This window comes from Streptomyces sp. NBC_00344 (genome assembly GCF_036088315.1).
GTDB lineage: Bacteria > Actinomycetota > Actinomycetes > Streptomycetales > Streptomycetaceae > Streptomyces.
The window spans coordinates 2824007-2836337 of record NZ_CP107996.1 but is presented as its reverse complement, the minus strand read 5'-3'; the positions used below and the strand labels follow the sequence as shown (position 1 = coordinate 2836337).

Annotated in this window: 14 protein-coding genes; 9 read left to right on the top strand and 5 right to left on the bottom strand. The window is 67.3% G+C overall.

Annotated elements, in window-relative coordinates; translation table 11 throughout:
• Positions 1 to 71 precede the first annotated feature (71 nt).
• The 3 genes from OHS16_RS12815 to OHS16_RS12805 form a co-directional block, all read right to left on the bottom strand.
• Positions 72 to 641, bottom strand: a complete 570-nt coding sequence (locus tag OHS16_RS12815) for a hypothetical protein (protein WP_328537312.1) — start codon at positions 639 to 641, stop codon at positions 72 to 74.
• Positions 642 to 1137: 496 nt separating this feature from the next.
• Positions 1138 to 2196 carry a hypothetical protein gene (locus OHS16_RS12810; RefSeq protein WP_443042606.1) on the bottom strand — a complete coding sequence of 353 codons (1059 nt, stop codon included), beginning with the start codon at positions 2194 to 2196 and terminating at the stop codon, positions 1138 to 1140.
• A complete protein-coding gene (locus tag OHS16_RS12805) occupies positions 2184 to 2840 on the bottom strand; it encodes a hypothetical protein (protein WP_328537310.1) in 657 nt (218 codons plus the stop codon). Before OHS16_RS12805 ends, OHS16_RS12810 begins: the two co-directional genes overlap by 13 nt.
• Positions 2841 to 3615: 775 nt before the next feature.
• Here OHS16_RS12805 and OHS16_RS12800 point away from each other — a divergent pair.
• From OHS16_RS12800 to OHS16_RS12760, 9 genes are all read left to right on the top strand, one after another.
• A complete protein-coding gene (locus OHS16_RS12800) occupies positions 3616 to 4347 on the top strand; it encodes a hypothetical protein (protein WP_328537309.1) in 732 nt (243 codons plus the stop codon).
• 30 nt (positions 4348 to 4377) lie between these two features.
• A complete protein-coding gene (locus OHS16_RS12795; protein ID WP_328537308.1) occupies positions 4378 to 5205 on the top strand; it encodes a hypothetical protein in 828 nt (275 codons plus the stop codon).
• Positions 5202 to 6512, top strand: a complete 1311-nt coding sequence (locus tag OHS16_RS12790; protein WP_328537307.1) for a CpaF family protein — start codon at positions 5202 to 5204, stop codon at positions 6510 to 6512. The genes OHS16_RS12795 and OHS16_RS12790 overlap by 4 nt, the downstream gene beginning before the upstream one ends.
• A gap of 10 nt (positions 6513 to 6522) precedes the next feature.
• Entirely contained in the window at positions 6523 to 7509 is a 987-nt protein-coding gene (locus tag OHS16_RS12785) for a type II secretion system F family protein (RefSeq protein WP_328537306.1), read from the top strand.
• Positions 7506 to 8441, top strand: coding sequence for a type II secretion system F family protein (locus OHS16_RS12780; protein WP_328537305.1), 936 nt, complete (start codon positions 7506 to 7508; stop codon positions 8439 to 8441). Before OHS16_RS12785 ends, OHS16_RS12780 begins: the two co-directional genes overlap by 4 nt.
• A 38-nt stretch (positions 8442 to 8479) precedes the next feature.
• The gene (locus tag OHS16_RS12775; protein ID WP_328537304.1) at positions 8480 to 8725 is read left to right on the top strand and encodes a hypothetical protein; all 246 of its coding nucleotides are present in this window, start codon (positions 8480 to 8482) and stop codon (positions 8723 to 8725) included.
• A gap of 138 nt (positions 8726 to 8863) precedes the next feature.
• Positions 8864 to 9238, top strand: a complete 375-nt coding sequence (locus tag OHS16_RS12770) for a TadE family protein (protein WP_443042605.1) — start codon at positions 8864 to 8866, stop codon at positions 9236 to 9238.
• Between the two features lie 89 nt (positions 9239 to 9327).
• Positions 9328 to 9750, top strand: coding sequence for a TadE/TadG family type IV pilus assembly protein (locus OHS16_RS12765; RefSeq protein ID WP_328540822.1), 423 nt, complete (start codon positions 9328 to 9330; stop codon positions 9748 to 9750).
• Positions 9747 to 10205 carry a TadE/TadG family type IV pilus assembly protein gene (locus OHS16_RS12760; protein WP_328537302.1) on the top strand — a complete coding sequence of 153 codons (459 nt, stop codon included), beginning with the start codon at positions 9747 to 9749 and terminating at the stop codon, positions 10203 to 10205. The genes OHS16_RS12765 and OHS16_RS12760 overlap by 4 nt, the downstream gene beginning before the upstream one ends.
• 83 nt (positions 10206 to 10288) lie before the next feature.
• Here the strand turns inward: OHS16_RS12760 and OHS16_RS12755 are convergent, their stop codons facing one another.
• Positions 10289 to 11341 (bottom strand): hypothetical protein, encoded by a 1053-nt coding sequence (locus OHS16_RS12755; RefSeq protein ID WP_328537301.1) that lies wholly within the window; start codon positions 11339 to 11341, stop codon positions 10289 to 10291.
• Positions 11338 to 11982 carry a hypothetical protein gene (locus OHS16_RS12750; protein ID WP_328537300.1) on the bottom strand — a complete coding sequence of 215 codons (645 nt, stop codon included), beginning with the start codon at positions 11980 to 11982 and terminating at the stop codon, positions 11338 to 11340. Before OHS16_RS12750 ends, OHS16_RS12755 begins: the two co-directional genes overlap by 4 nt.
• Between the last annotated feature and the right edge of the window lie 349 nt (positions 11983 to 12331).

The window sequence follows — 12331 nt, the reverse complement described above, 5'->3', positions numbered from 1 at the left end:
GTTCCGGCGGTAAGAGGGGTGAATGGGAAAGGGGCGGACAGATAGGTGATTACTGACGCTGCCCCGGCCGCTCACCGCTGCCGGATGCCCGGCTGCCCGCTCGTGGACGGCTGGTCAGCAGGCCGCGGATCGCGGGGGTTCCGGTAGCCGCTGACTGTCGCCCAGACGATGCAGACCAGGGCGACGGCCGTGCTGCCGCCTGCCAGCCACTCCTCGAAGACCGCGAATCCCGAAGGCACGAGGTTGCGGCGCAGTGCGTCGATCAGCCCGTCGTGGAGCAGGTAGGCCGTCGCCTGCGCGGCAACCAGGGTGGCGAGCACGGATGTCAGGACGAACGCGTTCCGGGCGCGCAGCCAGGCGCCGACCAGTGCACCCACGATCAGCGCTGCCGGTGCGGTCGGGCCGGTCACCAACCTGCTGTCGTACCTGATCAGCTTGGCGGCCAGCCAGGCGCTGAGTACGGTCCCGATCACCGCGACGACGACAACGGCAGCACCGCGCCAGACGGCTCCTGCAGGGCGTCGCTCGGGCCAGGAGGGGGGCTGTTCGTCCGGGGGAGGCAGTTCGGCCGCATCGCTCGGCGGCATCGGCTCGGTGGGCGGCGTCGGTTCGGTGGGTGGGAACGGGTCGGTGGATGGCACAGAGCATGACTCCTGAGGAGAAGGGGTGCCCGGGGGAGGGGGCGTAGTGCGGATCGCCGGCTCGCGGCTCCGCGCCAGGGCGCTCCCGTGTCCCTTACGGGCGCCGGGCAGTCAGTAAACCCCCACCCCCAGTCGGGGTAGGGCGCGAGCCGGGGCGCAGGACGGTCGGCACTCCACGATCCGGCGGCAACGTGACGGCGTGACGGGACCGGCCACGGCTTTGTGGACTGCGTACGGGCACTCAGGATTTCACCGCGGCCAGGGCGAGGCCGGCTACCACGGATACGGCTTGCCGTGGGAGATCTACGCGGTGCCCGGGGTTCTCGGACTGATCGCAGTGGTGGGCTTCGCCGGACCGGCGCTGAGGCGAGGGCGGCGTTGCGGTCCAGCTCTGAGGGGATCGGACTGGCCTGCGTGAGAGCACTTCGCCCGCCGCCGCACCGGTTATGACAAGGAGCCGTGGTGCGGTGGCGGGGAGCGCGGGCCGCCGTGATGGTCAGCGGTTGACGGCTTGAATCTCGTCGACGGTTACGTCCTGGGTGGTGCCGAAGGTTCCGGTGGGAAGGGTTCCGCCGGCGCCACCGGTACCGGTCCAGTTGATCTTCCAGGTGATGGTGGCTTTCAGCTTGTACGGTCCGTTGTTTCCCGAGGCGCGGAGATAAGTGAGGCCGCAGGGCGGAGTTTTGTCGGCGTCACCGTTGGCGTACGGGGTGCCGATGGAGCCGTCGCCGTTGATGGCGCATTCGCCGGAGGCGGGGTAGAGCTCGGCGTCGGCGGTGCCGGGCTCGATTTTCAGTGAGACCGGGGTGGCCGTGGTCGTGGCCGAGATATTCAGGACGGGTACGGAGGCTGTGACGGAGACGGGCTTGAAGTCGCCTTTGTCGAGCCAGGCCCAGGTCGGGAGGTTCACCTTGGTGGCGCCGCCCGGGGCGAGGGTGACTTTGGTGTCCGGGACTCGGATCTCGGCGTAGGCGAGCTGCGAAAGGATTTCGGGGGTGATGGCCTGCGGCACGTCAGCCGGGGGCGGGTCGCCCTTGTCCACCCAGAAAGGGGGTTTGTCGCAGGCCAGTGCGCCTGGTTCTCCGATACGCGTGTCGTCCACGTAGGAGTCCCACCAGTAGCCCTTGCCTGTTTTCGCCTTGTTGAAGTCCTTGTAGTCGCCGTCTTTCGCGTCGCCGTCTGCGTAGTGCTTGCGCTGTTTGGCGTCCCATTCGTAGCCGGTGGACTCGGCTCCCCAGATGGGTTCGAGATAGGCCTTGAGCTGGGCAGGGGTGTACTTGGGCGCGTACCAGCAGGGAGGCGGGGTCCAGTTGCCCTGAGGAGCGATCGGCCCGGCATGTGACCCCTGGCCATTGTTGCTTTTGTCGTAGACCACACCGGCACTGGCTGAGAGATTGCCGTTCCCGTCGGTCTTGCCGGAGGTATTCTTTTTGGGCGGAGGTGGAGGGGCCTGGTTGTGTGAACCGTCGGCCAGCGCCGGCGGGGTGTTCAACAGGAGGATGGCGGCCCCGGCGACACATAGCGCCAAAGTCCGTGGTCGATTTAGGGCTGGCACTTCGAGTTCCCCCTCAAGCTGATCATTTTTGTGGTGACCCAGACACCGAGTTCATTCTTCCGCAACGCAGTGTTGTAGAGGATGTAGCTATTTTTCGTGACGGAAGTCTTTTCGATTTTCTGCGACTTGATGTGGATATCGAATGCTTTGCCCTGATCCTCGCAGTATACGAAGGTAGCGGTCCCGTCCTTAGCGACCCGCACGTCCGCACCGTAAAAGCGAAACTTCCCCGTCATTCGCATCTTGTCGTCGACGTATTCTTGTACATACTTCTGCGTTGCAACTGACACCTCCCCCTCTGAGTAGAAGCGGTAGGCCTTGTCCAAGGGATTTTGATTGACCAGGGCGAGGTCGGTGGCCTTGATGAATTGCTCGCCGTCGGACAGGACTGCGTCCTTGTCCTTGTCGCCGGTCTTCGGCCATTGGAAGGTGTAGGAGAGGTCCGACGGCAACTCGATCTTCGGACGGCCAGGGGCCGTGGAAGCCGACGCGCTGGGCGAGGCCGACTTGGAAGCCCCCGTGTCCGCGCCCGCGATCTTGTCCGAGTCCTTGGACTTGCTGTCACCGCCCCCGCCGCATGCGGTCAGGAGGAGGGCCGCTGCGGTCGCGAGTGCGGCGGCAACGGGCAAAGATCGGCGGTTCACGGGCGACTCCCGGTGGGGCGGTTGCGGACTATAGGTAATTGACGCTATCCGGGCGGTACTTGGTTTCACCAGAGCGAATTCGTCACTCGGGGCAGGACCGGTGTGACGTTTCGGGCGAAATGGCATGCGTGAGGCGAGGGTGGCTGGAGTTCAGCGGCTGGTGGTGAGGCCGTGCGAAGGTGCGGCTGCTGGCCGGCGCTCCGAAGGTTCCGGCTTGGTCACGCTTGGTTCATGTTTCATCTATCTCTCGCGCCGACGGACTTCGGAGCGTCTCGGGCGAGCGGTCGTCGGTCCCGCATGGCTTGCCGCCCCGGCTAACGCCTTCGCCGGGTCGAGCGTGGCGTTCGTCGGGTCTCGCCCGCCCTCCAGCGGACGGTCCGCGGTCGCAGTTGTGAGGGTGATGCGTGCACCGAGAGCTGTCCGGATTTGCGGGTGCATCGTCAACTCCCGTGCCACGTATGGGTTGTAGGGCCGCGATCCGCGAATCTCCTTGAAGCCTTGGCGGGTGCAACCGATACGTTCCAGCGATCATGCGGCATCGGGGAAATATCGTGAAGCTTTCGACGCTCCCCAAGGCCCGCCGTTTCTGACCGTTTTGGTCGGATCTTGATGAGCGGGGTGAGGTTCGCGATCCTTATCTCGTCTTGAGGCGCTTATGTGCTGCTGCTACGGTGCGATGACTTGACAGCCTCCGGTGGCCTGGGAATCGGAACCGGATAAATGGCGGCGAAGTCGACTCGCTTATGTCGCAGAGAAACATTCGGGGAGCAGCGGCGTGAAGGTCCAGGAGCGCACGGGCGCGGGTAACCACAGGGGTCCCTCACCACAGTCGTCGGGTGAGCGGCTTCCATCGGTGACACGTGAGCGCAAACCAGCACTTGCCGCGCTCGCCGTGCTGCTGATTCTGGTGGGTGCGCTGGGCGCGACGGTGCTGGTGCTGCGAGCCGGGAACCGTGTCGAGGTCGTGAAACTGAAGAAGGACCACGACATCCAGGCGGGTGAGAGCCTGACCGACTCGGACGTCGAGTCGGTCATGGTCGCTGATGACGCCGGCATCAACTACGTCCCGTGGAAGCAGCTGGACACCCTCGAGAGGCTGCAGGCGAAGAACAACCTGGTGGGCGGCAGCGTGCTCATCGGTGACATGTTCGCCGCGAAATCGGGCACCCCCGCGGGCAAGGCCGTGGTCGGCCTTTCCCTCAAGGAGGGCCAGTACCCCGACGCCATCAAGGCCGGCGACATCGTCACCGCCTACCGCGTGGGCGACAAGACCTCCGGCAGCAGCGGCAGCAGCAGTGGCGGCAACACGCAGACCGGTGGCTCCGGCGGAGCCGTCATCGTCGAGCGGGCCACGGTCAATGCGGCCGACAAGCCCGAATCCGGCACGATCAGCAGCGGGAACCGTTCGGTCACCCTGACCGTCAATGGTTCCGACGCAGCTGCCCTTACTCAGGCCGCCGCCAACGGCGAAGTTGCCCTGGTGCTCGTCCCTGCCAACAACGGCTGACCCCAGAGCCCATAGAGGAACGCAGAAGACATGGCGCTCATCGCCCTCGCCGCAGACAAGGGTTCGCCCGGAGTCACCACGGCCGCCCTTGCCCTCGCCGCTGTCTGGCCCCGGCGGGCGCTGCTCGCCGAAGCCGACCCGGCGGGCGGGGATCTCGTCTACCGCACCACCGGTGCCAACGGCGGGCCGCTCAACCCCAATACCGGTCTGCTCTCCATCGCGGCCGCTGCCCGCCGCGGGCTCGCGGCCGATCAGCTCTGGGACCACGCACAGCCCATGTCGGGCGGTCTTGAACTGCTCGTCGGGCTCGGGTCTGCCGAGCAGGCCGCCGGGCTCGCCGGGGTGTGGCCCACCCTCGGGCACGCCTTCGCGACGCTGGGGGAGTCCCCGCACGCGCCTGCCGATGTGATCGCCGACTGCGGTCGCATCGCCGGTGGGTCGCCGGCGATCGACCTGATGCCGCAGGCCAGCCTCGTACTGCTGGTTTCCCGCGCCGAGCCCGAGCACATCGCCCGGGTACGGGACCGGGCCGCCGCGCTCTCCGCCCAACTGCACGGCGGACAGCGGGGGCTGTCGCAGCTGGCCACCCCGCTCATCGGAGTGCTGCTGGTCGTCGAGGCCGGTGCGTCCGCGAAGCTCGCGCACCAGGTGAACGACATGCTGGTCGCCGCGCAGACCGGTGCCCGGGTCATCGGGACGCTCGCGCACGACACGGCGGGCGCGGGACTGCTGTCCGGGCGGGGCCGTGGACGGCTCGACAAGTCGTTGCTGATCCGCAGCGCCCGTAAGGTCGCCGCCGACGTGTACCAGCAGTTCGGCGCGGCCTGGTCGCAGCCGAACGCCGGGGCAGGTCGATGAGCAGCGTCGTCGACCACAGCCTGGTCAAGCGGTTCCGGCAGGACGCCGGTGACCGTATCGCGGAACAGCGCCGTGTCGACCAGGTCAGCAACACGCCGCCGATGTCCGGGGAGGACGAGCGGCAGTACGCGCGCGCCGTCATAGCCCAGATACTCGAGGAGTACGCGCGCGCCGAGATCAACGCCGGGCGCACGCCGTTCGACGCGGAGACCGAGGAGCAGTACGCGGCCGCGGTGCACGCGGCGCTCTTCGGCGTCGGGCGGCTCCAGCCGCTGCTGGACGACCCCGAGGTCGAGAACATCGACATCAATGGCTGCGACCAGGTCTTCGTCGGATACTCCGACGGGCGTGAGGCGCGCGTCGACCCGGTCGCCGAGACGGATGAGGAGCTCGTCGAGCTCATCCAGGTGCTCGGCGCGTACTCGGGTCTCTCGTCGCGGCCTTTCGACTCCGCCAACCCGCAGCTCGACCTCCGGCTGCCCGACGGTTCCCGTCTGTCCGCGGTCATGGAAGTGGCGCGGCGACCCGCGCTCTCCATCCGTCGTGCCCGGATGGGCAAGGTGTTCGTGGCCGACCTCGTCGGGAACGGAACGCTGACGCCGGAGCTGGCGCACTTCCTGGCCTGCGCGGTGCGGGCCCGTAAGAACATCATGATCGCCGGGGCCACCAACGCAGGTAAGACCACGCTCCTGCGGGCCCTCGCCAACGAGATTCCGCCGGTGGAGCGTCTGGTCACGGTGGAGCGGGCACTGGAGCTGGGGCTCGACCAGTTCCCCGAACTGCACCCCAACGTGGTGGCGTTCGAGGAGCGGCTGCCCAACTCCGAGGGACTCGGACAGATCTCGATGGGCGAGCTGGTCCGCCGTTCGCTTCGTATGAACCCCTCCCGGGTCATCGTCGGTGAGGTGCTCGGCGACGAGATCGTGACGATGCTGAACGCGATGTCGCAGGGTAACGACGGCTCGCTCTCCACGATCCACGCCAACAGCTCAAGCGAGGTCTTCAACCGTATTTCCACCTATGCGCTCCAGGCCACCGAACGGCTGCCCATCGAGGCCAGTCAGATGCTCATCGCCGGAGCCGTCAATTTCGTCGTCTTCGTCCAGCGCCGCAACAACTTCGAGAGCGGCGGCCGCCTTCAGCGTGCGGTCACCTCGGTCCGTGAGGTGAACGGCGTGGACGGGCGCGTGCTCTCCAGTGAGGTCTTCGCCGAGACGCCCGACGGGCGCGTCGTGCCGCACGCCCCGGTGGCGTGTCTCGATGACCTTGCCGCACACGGCTATCGGCCTTCCGGGGTCTGGGGGTGAAGGAGACCGTATGAATGGCATCTCCTCGTTGGGCGGGTTCTTCGATCCGCAGCTTCTCTACGCACTGGGGTGCGGTGTCGCTGCGGGCGGTGGTCTCGCCCTGCTGATCCTCGCCATCCGTGGCATCGAACCGAAGCCGGGCCATGTGAAGGCGCAGCGCGGGCAGCGCCAGCGGGAACTCATACAGTTCATCGGCCGGCGCGGTTCCATCGCGGTCGGCGTCGGACTCGTCGTGCTGTTGCTGACGCGCTGGACCGTGGCCGGTGTCGCCGCCGGGCTGCTGGTCTTCTTCTGGGACCGTCTCTTCGGCGGCGCCGCGCAGGAGAAGGCCGCGATGCGCCGGGTCGAGGCGCTGGCCGGCTGGACCGAGTCGCTCCGTGACACCATCGCGGGCGCGGTCGGTCTTGAGCAGGCCATCCCGGCTTCGGCCCGTGCCGCGGCTCCGGCACTGCGCGGCCACCTGGACGCGCTGGTCGACCGGCTGCGGGCGCGGATGCCGCTGCCCGAGGCGCTCCAGCATCTTGCCGACGAGATCGACGACGCGTCCGCCGACATCATCGTCGCCGCGCTCATCCTCAACGCCAAGCTGCGCGGCCCCGGTCTGCGCCAGGTGCTCGGCGCGCTCGCCAAGTCGGCGCGCGAGGAGATCGACATGCGGCACCGGGTGATGGCGCAGCGTTCGTCGACCCGGCGAAGCGTGCAGATCGTCGTAGTCGTCTCGGTGGCGTTCGTGCTCGGACTCGCCGTCTTCAACCGGTCGTTCGTCGAGCCCTACGGGACTGCGGTGGGGCAAGTCGTACTGGCCGGTGTGTGCGGCCTGTTCGCGCTCGGCTTCTGGTGGCTGCGCAAGCTGTCGGTGATCGAGACGCCGGAGCGGTTCCTCGTCCGTGACGAGCCCGAGGTCCGGTTCGTACGGCCCGAGCCGGCTCCGCAGCCGGGCGGCCACCCGGCACCGCAGGCCTCGCCGTTCAACACCGGCCAGGGGGCGCCGCGATGATCGACATTCTTACCGCACCCGTACTGATCGGGGCCGTACTCGGCCTCGGCGTCTTCGCCCTTGTACGGGCTTTGTCGCGTACGAAGCGTTCCGCCGTGTCGCAGGTGCAGCGCATCGACGCGCTGCGGGCCGCCGGCTCCGGGTACGAGAGGCCGGGCGGCCAGTCCGGCGAGCACGACGACGGACGCCTGGGCTCGCTGCGGGCCCAGGTGGGCCTGCGGATCGCCGAGCTGTACATCCAGCAGGGGTGGGAGCAGCGCTCGCTCCGCTCCGACCTGGCGGTCCTGGACCGCAGCTGGGAACGGTTCCTGGCCACCAAGGTGCTGCTCGGTGTGTCCGGTCTGGTCTTCGGCCCGATGCTCTTCGCCATCGGCTGGGCCATCGGGTTCGGCAGCGGCCCGATCATCCCGGTCTGGCTGGCGCTGGCCTTCGGGTTGCTCTTCTTCTTCCTGCCGGATCTCGAGGTCCGGCGGGACGCGGCGGCCAAGCGCAAGGACCTGCGACGCGTCATCGGCGCCTATCTCGACCTGGTCTCGATGAACCTCGCCGGTGGCCGCGGTCTGCCCGAGGCGCTGATGGCGGCCGCCGAGGTGAGTGACGGGTGGGCGCTGCGCCGGATCCGTAACGCGCTCGCCGACGCCCGCATCACCGGCACCAGCCAGTGGCTCGCTCTTGGCCGGCTGGGCGAGGAACTCGGCATCGAGGAACTGAAGGACCTGTCGTCGTCGCTGGCACTGGTCGCCGACGACGGGGCGAAGGTCCGTGAGTCGCTCGCCTCCAGGGCCGAGACGATGCGGCACCGCGAAATGGCCGAGATCGAGGGGGCGGCGGGCGAGAAGTCGCAGTCGATGCTTGTTGCCCAGCTGCTCCTGTGTGCCGGCTTCCTGGTCTTCCTGATCTACCCGGCCGCGATGCGCGTCTTCCAGGTCTGATCCCGCCCCATCTGCTTCTCCTGAGAGGAATACACACCATGTTCGGTCGCCGCTTCAGTCACCCGACTGTCGACTTCCTGATTACGTTTCTGCAGGCGCGCGTCGAGCGTGCCCGTTCCGAGGACACCGACCGCGGCGCTTCCGCCGTGGAGTGGGTCATCATCTCCGCGGTCGTCGTGGCGATCGTCGGTGTGGTCGCCGCGATCATCAACGCCGCGCTGAGCGACGGCGCCAACAAGGTCGGCGACTGCATCAAGGGCGCCACCGCGAGCGGCACCTGCTGATTCGCGCAACCGGGTCCATCGCCGGGCCCGACCGTGTTCACCCGAGTCCGAGTCACTGAACGGGTATTGGTGCGTCAGAGGATCAGAGCGTTCGTACGCCGCAGGGTGGAGGCTGCCTCCGCCCGCGGCGACTCCGGCATGACCGCGATCGAATTCGTCTTCCTGACGCCGGTCCTGTTCTTCATGATCTTCGCGACGGTGCAGTTCGCGTTGTACTTCTTCGCCGACCATGTGGCTCAGGCCGCCGCCCAGGCGGGTGCGCGCAAGGCGCGGGCCGAGGCGGACGCGAACCCGGGCGGATGGCGCGGGGACGCCGGCGACGTGGTGCAGAGTTACATCCACCAGCTCGGCTCCAAGCTGGTGCTGCACCCGGACGTGACCATGCTCAACCCCGACGCCGACACTGTCGGCGTGGAGATCGCCGCGAAGGTGCCGAGTGTCTTCCCCGGGCTCGACCTCACGGTGCACGCACAGTCGCGGGGGCCGGTCGAGCGGTTCGTGGAGGACAAGTGACGGGGGCGGACGGGGGCAGGCGGGCCGGGTCGGCCGGGCAGGCCCTACGACGGACGGTGCCTGTACTGGCGGCGCGTGCGGGGGACCTCCTGCGCACCGGAAGAGTACGCGGACGCCTGAACGGCGGGGGCGACCAGGGGATATCGACCATTGAGGTGGTCATCCTCGCCCCCATCATGCTGCTCTTCATTCTGGTCCTGGTGGGCTTCGGGCAGTTGGTCGACGGCCGTGGCGCGGTCGACAGCGCGGCGCGTGACGCCGCCCGCGCGGGGTCGATCCAGAAGGACGGGCCTGTCGCCATGGCCGAAGCCCGCAGGGCGGCCGAGGCCGACCTCACCGATGTCTGCTCGGGGCCGGTGACGGTGAGCGCCAAGGGCTTCGTCAAGGGCGGATTCTTCACCGTCGATGTGAGCTGTCAGATCCGCGGCCTCGCGATGTTGGGCCTGGACATCCCCACCACCCTGAAGGGGCACTCCACCTCGCCGATCGACCCGTACCGGAGGACGCAGTGAGCGCACTGACCGGATGGATCGAAGCCCGTCGGGCCGGTCTCGACGACCGCGGCTCGGGTGCCGGCGCCGTCATCATCTTCGCGTTCCTGTTCCTCTCGCTGGCCGCCTTCGTCGTCGACGGCGGGCTGTCGATCTCGCAGCGCGAACGCGCCGCGGACATCGCGGAACAGGCGGCGCGGTACGCGGCGCAGGACGTCGACCTGGAAGCCCTCTACCGGAATCAGGGCGGCGCAGCGCCGATCAACTACCAGAACTGTGATGCCCGGGTGCGTGCCTTCGCCGTGGAGATGGGGATGTCAGGACCGGACATCGCCGGATCGCACTGCACGGCTGCCAACGCCCAGCGGGTCGAGGTGACGGTCCAGCTCACGTATGAGCCGATCCTGACCGGCATGTTCTACAGCAGCTCGATCACGGTGCACGGTTCGTCGGTCGCTGAGTCCGTCACCGGCTGAGCTGTTTTCCTCGGGTGTCCGGGGCTGTCGGACCAGTAGCTCGTGGACCACGGCCACGCCGGCGGGCCGGGGGCACCTCGCGCTCAGCGGTTGATGGCCTGGATCTCCTGGACGTTCATGTCCTGGGTGGTCTCGAAGGTGCCGTCGGGCAGGTCGCCGCGTGCGCCGCCGGATCCCCGCCAGGAGATCTTCCACGTGATCGAGGCCTTGAGCCGGTACGGGGTGCCGTTCGTCGCGTGCAGGTAGTCGATCCCGCAGGGCGGGGTCTGTTCGGCGTCGCCCGTCTTGTACGGGGTGCCGATCGAGCCGTCCTTGTTGAACGCGCAGGTGCCTGACGCGGGGAAGGTGTCGGCGTCAGCGGTGCCGGGGTCGAGGTGGAGGCTCACCGGCTTGGCGGTGGTCTCGGCCCAGAGGTCGGTGTGGGGGAGCGCGGCGCGGACGACGACGTCCTTGAAAGTGCCCTTGTCCAGCCAGATCCAGGTGGGGAGATTGACTGTGGACTTGGCTTCCGGCTTGAGTTCGATGTCGGTCTCGGGGACCTTGACCTGGTTGTAGGCGTAGTCGGCGAGCATCTTGGGTGTGGGGGTGTGCGGGACCTTCGGCACGCTGTGGCCGTCCTGCCAGAACATGATGCGGCCGCAGTCCCAGGAGTCGTGCGCCGAGTCGTCCGGGGCTACGCTGCGCCAGAAGTAGCCGTCCTTGCCGGTGTTGTAGTTCTTGTAACCGGCTGCGGTGGACTGGCTGTCGTCCATATTGGTCTCGGTTTTGCCGTCCTTGTAGTGGTCGGTCCAGAGTTTCGTGCCGTACCACGACTCATGGATGCCGACATCTCCGTCACCGCCGGACGACGTGACGAAGTCCTTCAGGCCCTCGGGCGTGAAGACAGGCTCGTACCAGCAGGCCGGGGGCTTCCAGTTGGGGTCGATCGACGCGAGACTGCCGGTCCTGCCCTTGCTGCCGCCCTTGGGGTACGAGATCACGATCTGCGAGTGCTTGGCGGAGGCGCTGATATTTCCGTGGCTGTCGGAGCCGCCCTTCGTGCCTCCGCCACCGATGGCGTGCGCAGGACCCGAGGTAACGGCTATCGCTGCGAACGAGGTGACGGCAACGGCCGCCATCGTGGGCAATGGCTTCATGAAGAGCACCCGCCCCTCTTCGATTCGACGGAAACGGTCTGCCACACACCCTTTGCGCTCTTCTGAAGGGTGGATGTGTAGAACACCTCGGGATCCGTACCGGGGGGATTGCCCTCGGTCTTCCCGGTCTTGCGGTTCTTCGACGACGCCTTGCTCTCGTCCATGCAGTAACTGAGCGTTGCGCGGGTCCTGTTGCTTCCGAGCAGGTCGGCCTTGGCGTCAAAGACAGGTGCCTTGCCGATGACCGTCAGATTCTTGTCGGTGTACGTCCTGATCCATTTCCGGTCCTGGGAAAGGCCTGACGCGGTGTCGTAGAACGTGAGGTAGCCGGCGTCGGGATTGTTCGCGGTGATCGCCGCATACCCTGCTCTGACCTGCTCCTTGCCGTCATTGAGTACGGCCTGCTCATCCGGGTCGCCGCTGGTCCAGCCCTGAAAGATCAACTGGAAGGAATTCGGGATAGTGATCTTCGGCCGGGCGGTGTCCGGTGATGTGGAGACGGACGCCGAGGGGCTCTTGGAGGCGTCGCCCGCGCCCTTGATCTTGTCCGACGAGGAATTGTCGTTGCCGCCACAAGCGGTCAGCAACAGGGCCGCGCATGCGGTGAGCGTGGCGGCGGTGATCGGAGCGCAGCGAGCCACTGTTGTTCTCCCCCGGGATTCGGCAATCGTACGGTCAGGCGTTCCTGTCAACGGGCAGGAGAGAACGAAAATACCAGTCGGATGTAAAGGACAGCAGGGGACGATCTGGGGGTCGCGTGCAATGTGTGCGAGGTGTGACACGGCCGTAATGAATGTGTCGCGCCGCATGTATGGCACGGAACCGCGAAGCGGCTGAGCGCGTGACGAACTGTGTGACGGGCGGAAGGTGGGACGTGAGCCAACAGAGCGCCCATACAGGGCGTCTCGTGCCCGTCGAACCCTGTCTCTGCTTCGACACCGTCCGTACCATCTCAGTAGGCTCAGCACACCCCCGACATCGCCCGACACC